Source organism: Streptomyces sp. NPDC088812 (assembly GCF_044750285.1).
In the GTDB taxonomy this organism is placed as follows: domain Bacteria; phylum Actinomycetota; class Actinomycetes; order Streptomycetales; family Streptomycetaceae; genus Streptomyces.
This window is the reverse complement of sequence record NZ_JBIVJP010000006.1, coordinates 70,536-86,091: the sequence shown is the minus strand read 5'-3', so window position 1 is coordinate 86,091 and position 15,556 is coordinate 70,536. Positions and strand designations below refer to the sequence as shown.

The 15,556-nt window shown below is 72.3% G+C and carries 15 protein-coding genes and 1 pseudogene; 4 read left to right on the top strand and 12 right to left on the bottom strand.

From position 1 onward, the window contains the following. The first annotated feature begins 115 nt into the window (after positions 1-115). Both ACIP67_RS12620 and ACIP67_RS12615 read left to right on the top strand, forming a co-directional pair. Positions 116-979 (top strand): helix-turn-helix domain-containing protein, encoded by an 864-nt coding sequence (locus tag ACIP67_RS12620; protein ID WP_401691143.1) that lies wholly within the window; start codon positions 116-118, stop codon positions 977-979. Continuing rightward, the gene (locus ACIP67_RS12615) at positions 976-1,224 is read left to right on the top strand and encodes a DUF397 domain-containing protein (RefSeq protein WP_401691141.1); all 249 of its coding nucleotides are present in this window, start codon (positions 976-978) and stop codon (positions 1,222-1,224) included. The genes ACIP67_RS12620 and ACIP67_RS12615 overlap by 4 nt, the downstream gene beginning before the upstream one ends. Positions 1,225-1,226: 2 nt before the next feature. Here the strand turns inward: ACIP67_RS12615 and ACIP67_RS12610 are convergent, their stop codons facing one another. Further along, positions 1,227-3,143: an AMP-dependent synthetase/ligase gene (locus ACIP67_RS12610; RefSeq protein WP_401691139.1), complete on the bottom strand. Its 1,917-nt coding sequence runs from the start codon at positions 3,141-3,143 to the stop codon at positions 1,227-1,229. 222 nt (positions 3,144-3,365) lie between these two features. Then, on the bottom strand, positions 3,366-4,655 hold the full coding sequence (locus ACIP67_RS12605; RefSeq protein ID WP_401691137.1) for an acetyl-CoA C-acetyltransferase: 1,290 nt from the start codon (positions 4,653-4,655) through the stop codon (positions 3,366-3,368). A gap of 107 nt (positions 4,656-4,762) precedes the next feature. On the opposite strand from ACIP67_RS12605, the gene ACIP67_RS12600 reads away from it, so the two are divergent. Beyond that, complete coding sequence (locus ACIP67_RS12600; RefSeq protein WP_401691136.1) at positions 4,763-6,406, top strand: 3-oxoacyl-ACP reductase; 1,644 nt, start codon at positions 4,763-4,765, stop codon at positions 6,404-6,406. Further along, entirely contained in the window at positions 6,406-7,302 is an 897-nt protein-coding gene (locus ACIP67_RS12595; protein ID WP_401691134.1) for a MaoC family dehydratase, read from the top strand. The genes ACIP67_RS12600 and ACIP67_RS12595 overlap by 1 nt, the downstream gene beginning before the upstream one ends. A 59-nt stretch (positions 7,303-7,361) precedes the next feature. Here the strand turns inward: ACIP67_RS12595 and ACIP67_RS12590 are convergent, their stop codons facing one another. The 10 genes and pseudogenes from ACIP67_RS12590 to ACIP67_RS12545 all read right to left on the bottom strand — a co-directional run bounded on the left by ACIP67_RS12590 (position 7,362) and on the right by ACIP67_RS12545 (position 15,470). Then, positions 7,362-8,018 carry a TetR/AcrR family transcriptional regulator gene (locus ACIP67_RS12590; RefSeq protein ID WP_401691132.1) on the bottom strand — a complete coding sequence of 219 codons (657 nt, stop codon included), beginning with the start codon at positions 8,016-8,018 and terminating at the stop codon, positions 7,362-7,364. Positions 8,019-8,243: 225 nt separating this feature from the next. Then, positions 8,244-8,519, bottom strand: a pseudogene (locus ACIP67_RS12585) (DUF4229 domain-containing protein); the annotation flags it as partial. Positions 8,520-8,603: 84 nt separating this feature from the next. Then, positions 8,604-9,128 carry a GNAT family N-acetyltransferase gene (locus ACIP67_RS12580; protein ID WP_401691130.1) on the bottom strand — a complete coding sequence of 175 codons (525 nt, stop codon included), beginning with the start codon at positions 9,126-9,128 and terminating at the stop codon, positions 8,604-8,606. Positions 9,129-9,144: 16 nt separating this feature from the next. Then, positions 9,145-9,798: a UdgX family uracil-DNA binding protein gene (locus ACIP67_RS12575; RefSeq protein ID WP_401691128.1), complete on the bottom strand. Its 654-nt coding sequence runs from the start codon at positions 9,796-9,798 to the stop codon at positions 9,145-9,147. Positions 9,799-9,999: 201 nt separating this feature from the next. Beyond that, positions 10,000-11,163, bottom strand: coding sequence for an aminofutalosine synthase MqnE (gene mqnE, locus ACIP67_RS12570; RefSeq protein ID WP_385070141.1), 1,164 nt, complete (start codon positions 11,161-11,163; stop codon positions 10,000-10,002). A gap of 46 nt (positions 11,164-11,209) precedes the next feature. Next, the gene (locus ACIP67_RS12565; RefSeq protein WP_401691126.1) at positions 11,210-11,665 is read right to left on the bottom strand and encodes an Lrp/AsnC family transcriptional regulator; all 456 of its coding nucleotides are present in this window, start codon (positions 11,663-11,665) and stop codon (positions 11,210-11,212) included. Positions 11,666-11,776: 111 nt separating this feature from the next. Continuing rightward, positions 11,777-12,442 (bottom strand): UbiX family flavin prenyltransferase, encoded by a 666-nt coding sequence (locus ACIP67_RS12560; RefSeq protein ID WP_401691574.1) that lies wholly within the window; start codon positions 12,440-12,442, stop codon positions 11,777-11,779. A 55-nt stretch (positions 12,443-12,497) separates the two neighbouring features. Beyond that, a complete protein-coding gene (locus ACIP67_RS12555; protein ID WP_401691124.1) occupies positions 12,498-13,070 on the bottom strand; it encodes a Uma2 family endonuclease in 573 nt (190 codons plus the stop codon). Positions 13,071-13,116: 46 nt separating this feature from the next. Beyond that, a complete protein-coding gene (mqnP, locus tag ACIP67_RS12550) occupies positions 13,117-14,022 on the bottom strand; it encodes a menaquinone biosynthesis prenyltransferase MqnP (RefSeq protein ID WP_401691122.1) in 906 nt (301 codons plus the stop codon). Then, positions 14,019-15,470 (bottom strand): menaquinone biosynthesis decarboxylase, encoded by a 1,452-nt coding sequence (locus tag ACIP67_RS12545; RefSeq protein ID WP_389513005.1) that lies wholly within the window; start codon positions 15,468-15,470, stop codon positions 14,019-14,021. The genes mqnP and ACIP67_RS12545 overlap by 4 nt, the downstream gene beginning before the upstream one ends. Positions 15,471-15,556 lie beyond the last annotated feature (86 nt).

The window sequence follows — 15,556 nt, the reverse complement described above, 5'->3', positions numbered from 1 at the left end:
CCGGTTGTATCTACGCTGGCCAGGGGCGACCTGGCGACTCTCCGTAGTGGTACGGCTACGGTCGCGCGGGCGTACGTGGTGTCGGCGTGACCAGTGAGACGGAAGGCGGAGTGGCGTGACGGACGAACGTGAGCGGAGGCCGGAGACACCGGCGGAGGCCGACGGGACGACGGGGCTGTTCACCGCGCTGGGCAAGATGCTGAAGCGGCTGCGCGAGCGGAAGGGGCTGACGCAGAAGGAGTTCGGGCAGCTGGTGGGGTACGGGCCCGACGCCATCTCCTCCATGGAGCGAGGGGTGCGGCTCATCCGGCCGGAGGTGCTCGAGAAGGCGGACGAACTACTGGACGCCGGGGGCATGCTCGCGGACGCCGTTCCCGAGGTGCGGGAGGCGGTGGGCAAGGTACGGACTCGGCATCCGGAGTGGTACCGAGGCTATGCGGCGATGGAGGCGGAGGCGGTGGAGCTGCACCACTACTCCACCAACGCGGTGCAGGGCCTCCTCCAGACACCGGAGCACGCGCACGCGGTGTTCGCGAAGCGACGTCCTTTCCTGAACGCGGACACGATCGAGAAACGAGTTTCCGACCGGCTCTCCCGACAGCAGGTCTTCGAGCGTTGGCCCGCCCCCATCGTCAGTTACGTCATCGAGGAGGCCGTCCTGGAACGGCCGATCGGCGGACGGGACGTTCACGCGACGCAGTTGCGGCACTTGCTGAGCGTCAGCAGCAGGCAGAACGTCGAGATCCAGGTAATGCCGATGCACGTGGAGGAACATCCCAACCTCGACAGCTCTTTCAACCTGCTGACTCTCAAGAAGCACGCGCAGGTGGCCTACACCGAGGCCCAGGGCTACCCCCGGCTCATCACCGACCCGGAAGAGGTCCGCAAGATCAGCGACCGCTATGGAATCATGCGGGCGATGGCCCTCTCGCCCAGCGAGACCCGAAGGTTGATCGAGAAAAAGCTGGAGGAGCTTTGAACAGCGCGAACCTCACCTGGTTCAAGTCCAGCTACAGCAGCGGCGAAGGCGGCGACTGCGTCGAAACCGCCTACACCTGGCGCAAGTCGACGTACAGCGGCGGCGAAGGCGGCGACTGCCTCGAACTAGCCGCCTGCCCCCACACCGTCCACGTCCGCGACTCCAAGCAGCACCCCGGCGGCCCCCACCTCACCCTCTCCGCCCCCGCCTGGGCCGACTTCCTCGCGCACGCCGGGCGGCTCTGACCTCACCGCGGGTACAGCCCCTCCACCTCCACCGCGAAGTCCCGCATGATCGCCTCACGCCGTAGCTTCATCGACGGCGTGAGGTGGCCCGTGGCCTCCGTGAAGTCGTGCGGGAGGACGGCGAAGCGGCGGATGGACTCGGGGCGGGAGACCAGCTTGTTGGCCTCGTCGATGGCCCGCTGGAGGACGGCCTCCAGTTCCTCGTCGCCGATCAGCAGCTTCGCCGGGACGGGGTGCTTGCCGTTCATCTGGCGCCAGTGGGTGAGGCCGTCGGGGTCGAGGGTGAGCAGGGCGGAGACGTAGGGGCGGCCGTCGCCGAGGACCATGGCCTGGGAGATCAGGGGGTGGGAGCGCAGCCAGTTCTCCAGCGGGGCGGGGGCGACGCTCTTGCCGCCCGCCGTGATGAGCATCTCCTTCTTGCGGCCGGTGATGGTCAGGTAGCCCTCGTCGTCGAGTGCGCCGAGGTCGCCGGTGGCGAGCCAGCCGTCGGGGGCGGCGGGGACGACTCCGCCGGCGGCCGGGTCCCAGTAGCCGCGCAGGACGTGGCCGCCCGCGATGAGGATCTCGCCGTCGGAGGCGATGCGGATCTTCGTGCCGGGCAGGGGCCAGCCCACGGTGCCCAGGCGGGGTTTCTGCGGCGGGGTGACGGTGGCGGCGCCGGTCGTCTCGGTGAGGCCGTAGCCCTCGTAGATCTCGATGCCGGCGCCCAGGTAGAACGCGCCCAGGCGGCGGCCGAGCGGGGAGCCGCCGCAGATGGCGTGGCGGACGCGGCCGCCCATGGCGTTGCGGATGCGGCGGTAGACCAGGGGGTCGTAGAAGGAGCGGGCGGCGCGGAGGGTGGCGCCGGGGCCGTTCCCGGTGCCGGTCTTCTGGGCCTCGACGGCCTCGCCGTAGCGGACGGCCGTGTTCACGGCGCGGTCGAAGGAGGTGAGCCGGCCGCCCGCCTCCGCCTTCGCGCGGGCCGTGTTGAAGACCTTCTCCAGCATGTACGGGATGGCGAGGAGGCAGGTGGGTTTGAACGCGGCCATGTCCGGGAGGAGTTCGGCGGGCTTCAGGCTGGGGGCGTGGCCGAGGCGGACGCGGGCGCGGACGCAGGCGACGGCGACCATCCGGCCGAAGACGTGCGACATCGGCAGGAAGAGGAGGACGGAGAGGTCGTCGGTGGACGACTTGAAGACCGGGTAGAGGAGCTCGATCGCGTTGTCGACCTCGGCGAGGAAGTTGCCGTGGGTGAGCGCGCAGCCCTTGGGCCGGCCCGTGGTGCCGGAGGTGTAGATGAGGGTGGCGAGGGTGTCGGGGCCGAGGACGCCCCGGCGGACGTCGACCTCGGCGTCGGGGACGTGGCCGCCGATCTCGGCGAGGGTCTCGACGTGGCCCTTCTCCATCACCCACACATGGCGCAGGTCGGGCAGCCGGTCGCGTTCGGGGCCGATGGCGGCGGCCTGGCCGAGCGTCTCCGTGATCAGGGCGACGGCGCCGGAGTCCTGGAGGATCCAGCGGACCTGGAAGACGGAGGAGGTGGGGTAGACGGGCACGGTGACCAGGCCGGCGGCCCAGGCGGCGAAGTCGAGCAGCGTCCACTCGTACCGCGTCCGGGCCATGACGGCGATGCGGTCGCCCGGCACCAGGCCCTCGGCTATCAGCCCCTTCGCGACGGCGTGCACCTGCGCCGCGAACCTCTCGGCCGTCACGTCCGTCCACCGGTCGCCGTCCTGCCCCCGGCGGCTGAGGACCACCGTGTGCGGGGCCGCCTCCGCGTTCTCGAACGGCAGGTCGGCGAGCGACCCGTGGGTCACCGGGCGCGCGAAGGCCGGTACGGACGCCTCCCGCACGGCGCCGTCCAGCCGCCGCGTCTCGGGCGCCACCAGGGCGGGCGGAGCGTCGTCGTAGTCGCTGGAACGGGTGTACGGGGTGGACACGGGCGGCTCCCTGGGCGCGCAGTGACGGGAACCGCCCCTGCATGACGTACGGCCTCGCGCACCGAGGCGTCGACCGGTCGCTCCCCGGAACTGAGGGATCACGCCCGGTCAGGATGGAGATCGTACGGCGTTGTCGTGTGGAGGCTGTGCGGGTTCGGAGGTGGTCCGGGGTCGGGGCTGTGCATCCTCGGCGGTTATCTGACTTACCCTCAAGTATGCAGGTCAGGGGCGTTCCAGGATGGCCGTCACCCCCTGGCCGCCCGCCGCGCACACCGAGATCAGCCCCCGTGCGGGGCCCTCACGCTCGGCGAGCAGCTTGGCGAGGGTGGCGGTGATCCGGGCGCCGGTCGCCGCGAAGGGGTGGCCGGTCGCGAGGGACGAACCCGCCACGTTCAGGCGTTCCCGGTCCACCGGCGCCAGCCCCCGCTTCTCCCAGGCCGCCAGCGTGGCCAGCACCTGGGAGGCGAACGCCTCGTGGATCTCGACCAGGTCGAAGTCCTCGATGCCGAGACCGGCCCGCTCCAGCATGCGCGGCACGGCGTACGCGGGGGCCATCAGCAGTCCGTCCTCGCCGTCGGCGACGTCACCGCGGACGAAGTCCACGGCCGCCGTCTCGTAGGCGGTCAGGTAGGCCAGCGGCGCCAGGCCGCGCGCCGTCGCCCACTCCTCGGAGGCGAGGAGGACCACGGCGGCGCCGTCGGTGAGCGGGGTGGAGTTGCCGGCCGTCATCGTCGGGTCGGGGGCGTCGAGGCCGAACACCGGCTTGAGGCGGGCCAGTTTCTCCACCGTCGAGTCGGGGCGCAGGTTCTGGTCGCGGGTCAGGCCGCGGAAGGGGACGACGAGGTCCTCGAAGAGGCCGCGGTCGTAGGCGGCCGCCAGCCGGCGGTGGCTGGTCGCGGCGAGGTCGTCCTGGGCCTCGCGGCCGATGCCCCAGGCGCGGGCGGTGACCGCCGCGTGCTCGCCCATGGACAGGCCGGTGCGGGGCTCGGCGTTGCGGGGGATGTCGGGGACCAGGTGGGAGGGGCGGACGCGGGCGAGGGCCTTCAGGCGGGCGCCGGGCGACTTGGCCCGCCGCGCCTCCAGCAGGATGCGGCGCAGGCGGTCGTTGACGCCCAGCGGGGCGTCGCTGGCGGTGTCGGCGCCGCCCGCGACGGCCGACTCGGTCTGGCCGAGGGCGATCTTGTTGGCGGCGGCGATCACGGCCTGGAGACCGGTCCCGCAGGCCTGCTGGATGTCGTAGGCCGGGGTGCGCGCGTCCAGCCGCGAGCCGAGGACGGTCTCGCGGGCGAGGTTGAAGTCGCGGCTGTGCTTGAGGACGGCGCCGGCCACCAGCTCGCCCACGGCGCCGGGCTCGTCGAGCCCGTACCGGGCGGCCAGGCCGTCCACCACCGCCGTGAGCATCTCCTGGTTGGAGGCGGTGGCGTACGGGCCGTCGGAGCGCGCGAACGGGACACGGGTGCCGCCGATGATCGCGACGCGGCGGACCCCCTCCGGCCGCTGCACGGTTGTCATCTCGACCTGCTCCTCACCACTATCCTAGGCTTACCACCGGTAACCTTACTCCAGAGTAAGGACTTGGCGCAGTACCCGGGACGACCTGGAACCCCAAGGAGACGAACGTGGCCGACCGCTACCTGAGCTTCACCGCCACCGCACCCGGCCGCTTCCTCACCCGGCGGCTCGGCCTCCCCCAGCCGGCGGCGCTCAGGCGCTGGTCGCCGGAGCGCCCAGCCCTCGACGGCCCCCTGCTGCACCTCACGGCCGGCCCGTCCACGCTCGACCTCGCGCCGGTCCTGGCCCGGACGGGGCTCGCGACCGGCTCCCCGAGCCGGGCGGCCGGCTCCTCGGGCGCGGTGGCCGGCTCCTCGGGCGCGGTGGCCGGCTCCACGGGCCCGGCAGCTGACTCCTCGGGCCCGGTGGCCGGCTCCACGGGCCCGGTGGCCGGCTCCACGGGCCCGGTGGCCGGCTCCACGGGCCCGGTGGCCGGCTCCACGGACGCGGCAGCCGACTCCACGGGCCCGGCGGCCGACTCCACCGGCCCGGCAGCCAGCTCCACCGGCCCGGCGGCCGACTCCACCGGCCCGGCAGCCAGCTCCACCGGCCCGGCGGCCAGCTCCACCGGCCCGGCAGCCAGCTCCACGGGTGCGGCGGCCGCTTCCGCGGGCCCGGCGGCCGTCGTCCTCGACGCCACCGGCGTGCGCGACGTCGAGACGCTCGCCGAGGTGCACGCGGCCCTGCACCCGGTCGTCCGGTCGGTCGCGGCGAGCGGACGGGTCGTGGTGCTGGGCGCGCCGCTCGATCCCGACGACCACCACCAGGCCGCCGTCCAGCAGGCCCTGGAGGGCTTCACCCGTTCCCTGGGCAAGGAGATCGGCCGGGGCAGGACCGTGAACCTCCTGCGGCTGACCGACGCGGCCGCCGCCGAGTCCACCCTGCGCTTCCTCCTCTCCCCCAGGTCCGCCTACGTCAGCGGCCAGGTCGTCGAGACGAGCGGCCACCGCGCCGAGGGCCCCGTCGACTGGGAGCGCCCCCTCGCCGGCCGGACCGCCCTGGTCACCGGCGCCGCCCGCGGCATCGGCGAGGCGGTCGCCCAGACCCTGGCGCGGGACGGCGCCCGGGTCGTCGTCCTCGACGTGCCGCAGGCCGAGTCCGACGCCCGCCGGGTCGCCGAACGGCTCGGCGGCGGCGCGTTCGCCCTCTCCCTCGACATGACGTCCGCCGACGCGGGCGAGCGCATCGCCGCCGCGCTCCCCGACGGACTGGACGTCCTCGTCCACAACGCAGGCGTCACCCGCGACCGCCGGCTGGTCAACATGCCCGCCGAGCGCTGGAGCCAGGTCCTCGACGTCAACCTGGCGAGCGTGCTGCGGACCACCGACGCCCTGCTCGCCAAGGGTGCCCTGCGGCCCGGCGGGCGGATCGTGGCGACCGCCTCCATCGCCGGGCTCGCGGGCAACGCGGGCCAGACGAACTACGGCGCGAGCAAGGCGGGCGTCGCCGGGCTGGTCCGGGCCCTCGCGCCGCGCGCGCTCGCCGGGCACGGGGTGACGGTGAACGCGGTCGCGCCGGGCTTCATCGAGACGCGGATGACGGCGGCGGTGCCGCTGTTCATCCGGGAGGCGGGGCGCCGGATGAACTCCCTCGCCCAGGGCGGGCTGCCCGTCGACGTCGCCGAGACGACGGCCTGGCTCGCCCATCCGGCCTCCCAGGCCGTCAACGGCCAGGTCGTGCGGGTGTGCGGCCAGAGCCTGCTGGGGGCGTGATGCGGACCCCGACGAGCGGGCGGACCCTGACGAGCCCGCCCGCCCTCACGCCGCTGCTGGCCCGGGGTGCGCTCCTGTCCCCCTTCAAGCGCCCCCGCCCGGACGCCGACCACCCGCGCACCCGGCTGGTGCTGCCCGGCCTGCGCGTCGACCTGGCCCGGCTCGCCGCCTACGAGCGGGTGTGCGGGTTCCCCACCGGCGAGGACTGCCTGCCGGTCACCTATCCGCACGTCCTCGGCTTCCCGCTGGCGATGCGGCTGATGAGCGACCGGGAGTTCCCGCTGCCCCTCCTCGGCCTCGTCCACACGTCGATCGGCATCACCCGCCACCGGCCGCTGCGGGCCACCGGCGACCATGAACTCGCCGTCCACGTCGCTTCCCTGGCCCCGCACCGCCGTGGCACCGAGGCCACCGTCGTCACCGCCCTGCGGGACGGGGGCGAGGTGGTGTGGGAGTCCCACAGCACGTATCTGGCACGCCACCGCACGCAGGCGGCTTCCCCTTCCGCGGACGGGAACAGGGACCGGGACGGGGCGTCCGGGTGGCGCGGGCCGGAGGCCGGTGTGCTGCCCGTTCTCGACGAGTGGCGGCTCGGTGCCGATGTGGGCCGCCGCTACGGTGCCGTCTCCGGTGACCGGAACCCCATCCACCTGCACCCGCTCACCGCGCGCCTCTTCGGCTTCCCGCGCGCCATCGCCCACGGCATGTGGACCGCGGCCCGCTGCCTCGCCGCCCACGGCACCCCGGAGGCGGCGCGGATCCACGTGGAGTTCCGGACGCCGGTGCTGCTGCCCGGGACGGTGTTCTTCGCGGCCGACGGCAGCCGCTTCGAGCTGCGGGAGGGCGGCGACGGGAACCGGGTCCACGTGAGCGGGCGAGTGGACCCCCTCGGCTGAGCGGACCTCTCAGCCGTACGGACTCCTCAGCCGTACGGCCTCTCAGCCGAGCGGGCCTCTCAGCCGAGCGGCGGGTCCTCCGGCGGCGACCAGGGGCGGCCGGCCATCAGGTCGCCCAGTCCGGCCCAGGCGAAGTTCATCAGGGTCGCCGCCGCCTGCCGCGCCGTGACACCGTCGGTGGTGTTGGCCCAGGCGGCGAGCGACTCGGCGGCGCCGACCAGCGCCTCGGCGAGACCGGCGACCTCGTGCTCGGGGAGGTCCGGGTCCCGGTGGGCCTCGCGGGCGGCGACGGCGATCAACTGCGTCACGAACGCGACGATCTCCGCGCGCATCGCGGCGACCTCGCCGGCGAAGGGCTCGCCGTGGGTACGGGCCTGGAGGTGCAGTACGGACCAGGCGTGCGGATGCCGCCCGGTGTGCGCGAAGAAGGCCAGCAGGCCGTCCCAGAGCCGCCGGTCGGCGGGCAGGTCGGGGTGGACGCCCGCGCGCACCGCCTCCAGCAGCGCCGTGGCCTCGCGCCGGATGCAGGCGGTGAAGAGGTCTTCCTTGGAGTTCAGGTACAGGTAGACCAACGGCTTGGACACGCCCGCCAGTTCGGCGATCTCGTCCATCGACGCGGCCATGTACCCCCGCCGCCCGAAGATCTCCACGGCTGCGTCCAGCATCTGCTGCTCACGGACCGCACGCGGCATCCGCTTGGTCTTCACGGCACCCATGGGGTCAGCGTAGTTCGGCCCGCGGCGCGGGCAACTGCCCCGACGTGAACGGATCTAGGACGCGCGGGTCGCCTGCCCCTGGGCGGCGACGGCATCGTCAGTGGCGGTGCTGGTGGCGTCGGTGGCAGTGGTGGCGTCGGTGGCAGTGGTGGCGTCGGTGGCAGTGGTGGCGTCGGTGGCAGTGGTGGCGTCGGTGGCAGTGGTGGCGGCGGTGGCAGTGGTGGCGGCGGCGTCGACCGCCTCGTCCTCCTGCGCCTGGCTGGCCTGGAGGCCGGCCTTCATCCGGTCCACCCGGCGCACGACCGTCTCCGAGGCGCGGTCGCGCTCCTTGCGCAGCACGACGAAGCTGATCGGGGCGGAGAGGACCAGGGCCAGCAGGATGATCCACATGCCGTTGGCGTCGCCGAGGCCGCGCGGGACGAGGCCGACGTAGACGAGCCCCCAGACGGCCACGAGGCAGCCTGCGAAGACACCGAGGCGCATCAGCGTGTAGCGGAGCATCTCAATCCACTCTTCCGATTCCAAAAGGGGCCGTCGTCCAGTGAAGCACGCCGGGCCCCGGATCTCGGCAGGGGGTGGGGAGGGTCAGTGCAGCGGCAGCAGCATGGTGATGTCGTCGCGGTCGTCGCCGGGAGCGACCCGGATCGCGCCGGGGACGCGGCCGACCTCCTTGTAGCCGCAGGAGCCGTAGAAGCGCTCCAGGCCGAGGCCGCCCCGGCAGGTGAGCCGTATCCCCTCTATGCCGTCGAGGGTGCGGGCCGCGTCCGCGGCGGCGGCGAGCAGGTCCCGGCCGTAGCCCTTGCCCTGGTGGCGGGGGTGGACCATCACCGTGTACAGCCACACCCAGTGGGTCATCAGGCGGTGCGTGTTCCGGGTGAGGAACGTGGTGGCGGCGACCCGGCCGTCCTCGTCGTGCCCGACGAGCAGCCGGGTGCGCCCCTCGGCCATCTGCGCGAGGTGCCGGACGAGTTCGGGCCGGATCACCTCCGGCGTCACCGGCGGTACGAACCCGACGGCTCCGCCCGCGTTGGACACGTCCGTCCACAGGTCGAGGACACCGTCGCGGAGCGCGGGCGTGACGGCGGGATCGAAGGTGAAGGTAAGCGGCATGCGGGCATGGTAGCCCTTACGAGAGAAGGCGGGCCGCGACGTCCAGATCCGCGACCAGGCCCTGGTAGGCCGCCTCCCGGTCGTCCGCGCGCAGCACCGACGACGGGTGCACGGTGGGGACCAGCCGCTCCGGGCGGCCGTGGATCTCCCGCTCCAGGACCGTCCCGCGCACCTCGGTCACCTTGAACGACGACCCCAGCAGCGCCTTGCCCGCCGTCGCCCCCAGCACCACGATCAGCTCGGGCTCCACCAAGGCCAGCTCGGCCGCCAGCCACGGCGCGCAGGCGGCCGCCTCGCGCAGGGTGGGCGCCTTGTGGATGCGCCGCTTGCGCGGCTCGGCCTGCGTGAACTTGAAGTGCTTGACGGCGTTGGTGACGTACGCCTCACCGGGATCGATGCCGGCCTCCGCCAGCGCCCGGTCGAGCAATTGGCCGGCCGGCCCGACGAAGGGCCTGCCCTGCCGGTCCTCCTGGTCACCGGGCTGCTCGCCGACGAGCATCACCCGGGCGTCCGCCGCGCCTTCGCCGAACACCGTCTGCGTGGCGTCCCGGTGCAGCGGGCAGCCGCGGCAGCCGGCGGCGGCTTCGCGGAGGGCGGTGAGGTCTGCCCTGTCGGGGACGAAGGGGGCGGCGGTGTACCGGTCCTCGGGGAAGGTCGTGCGCGGGGTCACGCTCCCTGGGTACCCCTCGTCCCCGGCGGGGAACGAGGGGTGCCCAGGCGGGCTCGGGCGGACTCGGGCGGGCTCGGACGGGCTCGGGCGGGCTCGGGCGGGCTCGGGCGGGCTCGGGCGGGTGGTCGGCCGCGGGCCGTGGGGGCGTCTCGCGCAGTTCCCCGCGCCCCTGCGGTCAGGACACTCCCGTCGGCCGAGATCTCAGACCCGCATCGGCTGCGGCGACTCCCTGCGCAGGGGGTCCGGGCCGTCGTACTCGCGGATGATCTCGTAGCGGGTGTTGCGCTCCACCGGGCGGAAGCCGGCGTCGCGGATCAGGTCCAGCAGGTCGTCGCGGGTCAGCTTGTTCGGGGTGCCGTAGTTGTCCGCGTCGTGCGTGATCTTGTACTCGACGACCGAGCCGTCCATGTCGTCCGCGCCGTGCTGGAGGGCGAGCTGCGCGGTCTGGACGCCGTGCATGACCCAGAAGACCTTGACGTGCGGGACGTTGTCGAAGAGCAGCCGGGAGACGGCGAACGTCTTCAGCGCCTCCGCGCCGGTCGCCATCTGCGTCCGCGCCTGGAGCCGGTTGCGGACCTTCCCGTCCTTCATGTCCACGAAGTCGTGCTGGTAGCGCAGCGGGATGAAGACCTGGAAGCCGCCGGTCTCGTCCTGGAGCTCGCGGAGGCGCAGGACGTGGTCGACCCGGTGCCGGGGCTCCTCGATGTGGCCGTAGAGCATGGTGCACGGGGTCTTCAGGCCCTTCTCGTGCGCCAGCCGGTGGATCCGCGACCAGTCCTCCCAGTGGGTGCGGTGGTCCACGATGTGCTGCCGGACCTCCCAGTCGAAGATCTCGGCGCCGCCGCCGGTCAGCGACTCCAGGCCCGCGTCGATCAGCTCGTCGAGGATCTCGGAGGCGGACAGCCCCGAGATGGTCTCGAAGTGGTGGATCTCGGTGGCGGTGAACGCCTTGAGGGAGACGTCCGGCAGGGCGGCCTTCAGCTCCCGCAGCGAGCGCGGGTAGTAGCGCCACGGCAGGTTCGGGTGCAGCCCGTTGACGATGTGCAGCTCGGTGAGGTTCTCCGCCTCCATCGCCTTGGCGAGCTTGACGGCCTCCTCGATGCGCATCGTGTACGCGTCCTTCTCGCCCGGCTTGCGCTGGAAGGAGCAGTACGCGCAGGACGCCGTGCACACGTTGGTCATGTTGAGGTGGCGGTTGACGTTGAAGTGGACCACGTCGCCGTTCTTGCGGGTCCGCACCTCGTGGGCGAGCCCGCCGAGCCAGGCCAGGTCGTCCGACTCGTACAGGGCGATGCCGTCCTCACGGGTCAGCCGCTCACCGGAGCGGACCTTTTCCTCCAGCTCGCGCTTGAGCCCGACGTCCATGCTCACACCTTTCCACGACAGGGTCTCCCACCGTACGCCCACGCCGTCACACCTCTTCGGGAAGGTCACCCACCCGGTTCTCCCACTTCGTGGAGAGCACGATCGTGGTACGGGTGCGGGAGACGCCCTTCGTCCCCGACAGCCGCCGGATGATCCTCTCCAGTCCGTCCACGTCGTTGGCCCGGACCTTCAGCATGTACGAGTCGTCGCCGGCGATGAACCAGCAGTCCTCGATCTCGCCGAAGTCCTTCAGCCGGCCGGCCACGTCCTCGTGGTCGGCGGCGTCCGAGAGGGAGATGCCGATGAGGGCGGTGACGCCGAGGCCGAGGGTGGCGGCGTCCACCGTGGCGCGGTAGCCGGTGATGACGCCGGCCGCCTCCAGCCGGTTGATGCGGTCGGTGACACTGGGTCCCGACAGACCGACGAGGCGTCCCAGCTCCGCGTAGGAGGCCCGGCCGTTCTCCCTGAGGGCCTGGATGAGCTGCCTGTCCACCGCGTCCATGCGAATCGAAGCCTTCCGATCAAGATGAGGTCTGGAGGTGCGCGTTCCTGAGGTGGTGCTGGGTACTGCGTCCTGGTGCCGGCGCCCGGCCGTCGTTCGGGGTCCGGGAGCTCAGGCCGGCCGCTGTGCGCCGCCGAGTTCGCCCTCCCAGCGGCGGTAGAGCCGGTGCGGGACCCCCACCGCGTCGAGGACCCGGCCGGCGACGAAGTCCACCAGGTCCTGAATGTGGGTGGCGCCCGCGTAGAAGGCCGGTGAGGCGGGGACGACGCTCGCGCCCGCGTCGTCCAGCGCGACCAGGTGCCGCAGGACCTGCCCGTCCAGCGGCGACTCCCGGACGGCGACGACCAGGGGCCGACGCTCCTTGAGCGTCACGCTCGCCGCCCGCTGGAGCAGGTCCTTGGACAGGCCCAGGGCGACTCCCGCGACGCAGGCCGTCGACGCCGGGACGATCAGCATCCCCTTCGCCGGGTACGACCCCGAGGACGGCCCGGCGGCCAGGTCGCCCGCGCCCCAGTGGCGCACCCGGTCGTCGCCCTCGCCGCCGAGGTCCACGGCGAAGGCGTCCGGCTTGCCGTCGGCCCCCCGCGCGAGCCATTCCCGCAGGTCGTACCGCCAGTGCGCGTCCCGGAAGGAGATCCGTGTCTCGTCCAGCAGCGTGAGCCGCGACGCCCGGCTGACCACCAGGTCGACGCTCTCCCCGGCCGCGAGCAGCGCCCGCAGGACAGCGGCGGCATAGGGCGTACCGGACGCCCCGGACACCCCCACGATCCAAGGCACGCGCTGCGTTTGTCCTGCGTTCACACCCTGAGCGTACCGGTGGGCGGGAAGGTCTTCAGGACCGGTGGGGGGCGTTCGGGTCGACGGGGAGGCATGCGGTGGGAAGGTTGATCTTGCCCAGCGGTGAGGAGACGGTCAGGTCGGGACCGTACGGGATGGTGTCCCGGCCTCCATAGCCGTCGGGGCCGGGGTTCCACAGCGTGACGACATGCCCCTGGAGAGGGTCGAAGATCAGGTAGTTGGCGATACCGCGAGAGGCGTACCAGCGCGTCTTGACCTCGTAGTCCCGGCGGATGCTGCCCTTGGAGACGACTTCCACGACCAGCTCGACGAGATCGGGCGAGTAAGCGCCCTCGTTCTTCGCCACCTCGGCGGCCGGGATGATCGCCAGGTCGGGGCAGAACTCGTTGTCCTCGTCGAACGGGAAGGCGACATCGCTCGTGAAGCCCCACTCTTCGGCGACCTGCTCACGGAGGGCGTTCCACACCAGTCGGAGGGTCTCCGCGTGGTGGGGTTTGACCGGACTCATCACGACGTTGCCCTCAGCAATCTCCATGTGATAGCCGGGGAACATGTCCTCGAACCGGCTGAGCTGCGAGTGCAGGCGGTCAAGGTCCGAGACGGTCACGGTGGCCTCCCTGGGGTCCTGCCCTCGATGGTAGGCCGCACCGTACTCAGACCGTCAGACCCCGCACCACGAGATCCAGCAGCGCGCACACGAACAGGGCAATGCCGATGAAGCCGTTGACGGAGAAGAACGCCCTGTTCAGGCGGGACAGGTCGTGCGGGCGGACGATGGTGTGCTCGTAGACGAACGCGCCCGCGACGATCAGCAGGCCGAGCCAGAGGAAGACGCCGGCGCCGGTGGCCACGGCGTACCAGACGAACAGGGCCGTCGTGATCGCGTGGCAGACGCGGGCGGCGCGGATGGCCGCCGGGATGCCGAAGCGGGCGGGGACCGACATGACGCCGATCTCGCGGTCGGTCTCGACGTCCTGGCAGGCGTAGATGAGGTCGAAGCCGCCGATCCAGACGCCGACCGCGAGGCCCAGGATCACCGCCTCCCAGGACCACTCGCCGGTGATCGCGAGCCAGCCGCCGACCGGGCCCATCGCCTGGGCCAGGCCCAGGATGGCCTGCGGGAAGTTCGTGAAGCGCTTGCCGTAGGGGTAGACGACCATCGGGACCACGGCGACGGGGGCGAGCGCCAGGCAGAGCGGGTTGAGCAGGGCCGCCGCGCCCAGGAAGACCACCAGCGCGATCAGGGCGCCGGTCCAGGCGTGCCGTACCGACATCGCGCCCGTGACGAGTTCGCGGTGGGCGGTCCTCGGGTTCCGCGCGTCGATCTCGCGGTCGATGATCCGGTTGACGGCCATGGCGAAGGTGCGCAGGCCGACCATGCAGACGGTGACCAGGAGCAGCCGGCCCCAGTGGATGTTCCGGTCGAGCTGGAACATCGCGGTCAGCGCGGCGATGTAGGCGAAGGGCAGGGCGAAGACCGAGTGCTCGATCATCACCAGGCGGAGGAAGGCCTTGGTGCGTCCCGGCTGCTGCGGGATCGCGGCGGACGCCGAACTCACAGGCCGTACTCCTTCCACCGGCGGTCGACCTTCGCCGCCGTCTCCGGGTCGGACAGCACCATCTCGGGCCATCCCCCGTCGCGCGTGTACCCCTCCTCGGGCCACTTCCGCGTCGCGTCGATGCCCGCCTTGCCACCCCAGAACTGCTGGTAGGAGGCGTGGTCGAGGTGGTCGACGGGGCCCTCGACGACGGAGAGGTCGCGGGCGTAGTCGGTGTTGCCGAGGGCGCGCCAGGCGACCTCGTGCAGGTCGTGGACGTCGCAGTCGGCGTCGACGACGACGATCAGCTTGGTCAGCGACATCATGTGGGCGCCCCAGATCGCGTGCATGACCTTCTGCGCGTGCTTGGGGTACTTCTTGTCGATCGAGACGATCGCACAGTTGTGGAAGCCGCCGGCCTCGGGCAGGTGGTAGTCCACGATGTCCGGGACGATGATCTTGAGGAGGGGGAGGAAGAAGCGCTCCGTGGCCCGTCCCAGCGGGCCGTCCTCGGTCGGCGGGCGGCCGACGACGATCGACTGGAGCAGCGGCCGCTTCCGCATCGTCACGCAGTCGATCGTCAGCGCGGGGAACGGCTCCTGCGGGGTGTAGAAGCCGGTGTGGTCGCCGAACGGGCCCTCGGGGAGCATCTCCCCCGGCTCCAGCCAGCCCTCCAGGACGACCTCCGCCTGGGCCGGCACCTGGAGCGGCACGGTCTTGCAGTCGACCATCTCGATCCGCCGGCCCGCGAGGAACCCGGCGAAGAGGTACTCGTCGATGTCGCCGGGCAGGGGCGCGGTGGAGGCGTACGTCACGGCGGGCGGGCAGCCGAAGGCGATCGCCACCGGCAGGCGCTCGCCGCGCCGGGCCGCCACCTGGTAGTGGTTGCGGCTGTCCTTGTGGATCTGCCAGTGCATGCCGATCGTGCGCCGGTCGTGGCGCTGGAGCCGGTACAGGCCGAGGTTGCGGACCCCGCTCTCCGGGTCCTTGGTGTGCGTCAGGCCCAGGTTGAAGAAGGAGCCGCCGTCCTGGGGCCAGGTGAACAGCGCGGGCAGCCGCTCCAGGTCCACGTCGTCGCCGTGCAGCACGACCTCCTGCACGGGCGCGTCCTTCACCTTCTTCGGCGGCACGTGGGTCATCGCGCCGAGCTTGCCGAAGGCCTCCCGGACCCCGACGAAGCCGTGCGGCAGCTCGGGCTTCAGCAGCCCGCCGATCCGCTCGGTGATCTCCGCGTACGACGTCAGCCCGAGCGCCTTCAGCAGACGGCGGTCGGTGCCGAAGACGTTCATCGCGAGGGGCATCGACGAGCCCTTCACGTTCTCGAAGAGCAGCGCGGGCCCGCCGGACTTCTGGACCCGGTCGACGATCTCCCCGACCTCCAGGTGCGGATCGACCTCCGCCTTGACGCGTTTGAGGTCGCCTTCCCGCTCCAGGGCCCTGAGCAGGGAACGAAGATCGTCGTAAGCCATGCGGTCAAGTATCCCCGAGCGGCTACCCTGGCCCAGTACCTGGGGCCCGTCTCGCGGCCCCGACGACCACTTCGCTGGAGAGGCCC

Excerpts from the sequence above, each read along its gene's own strand:
- ACIP67_RS12545 (WP_389513005.1), bottom strand. The coding sequence starts at position 15,470 with ATGGCTTACGACGATCTTCGTTCCCTGCTCAGGGCCCTGGAGCGGGAA.
- ACIP67_RS12565 (WP_401691126.1), bottom strand. The coding sequence starts at position 11,665 with ATGGACGCGGTGGACAGGCAGCTCATCCAGGCCCTCAGGGAGAACGGC.
- mqnE (WP_385070141.1), bottom strand. The coding sequence starts at position 11,163 with ATGGACGTCGGGCTCAAGCGCGAGCTGGAGGAAAAGGTCCGCTCCGGT.
- ACIP67_RS12590 (WP_401691132.1), bottom strand. The coding sequence starts at position 8,018 with ATGGGTGCCGTGAAGACCAAGCGGATGCCGCGTGCGGTCCGTGAGCAG.
- ACIP67_RS12580 (WP_401691130.1), bottom strand. The coding sequence starts at position 9,128 with ATGCCGCTTACCTTCACCTTCGATCCCGCCGTCACGCCCGCGCTCCGC.
- ACIP67_RS12605 (WP_401691137.1), bottom strand. The coding sequence starts at position 4,655 with ATGACAACCGTGCAGCGGCCGGAGGGGGTCCGCCGCGTCGCGATCATC.
- ACIP67_RS12595 (WP_401691134.1), top strand. The coding sequence starts at position 6,406 with ATGCGGACCCCGACGAGCGGGCGGACCCTGACGAGCCCGCCCGCCCTC.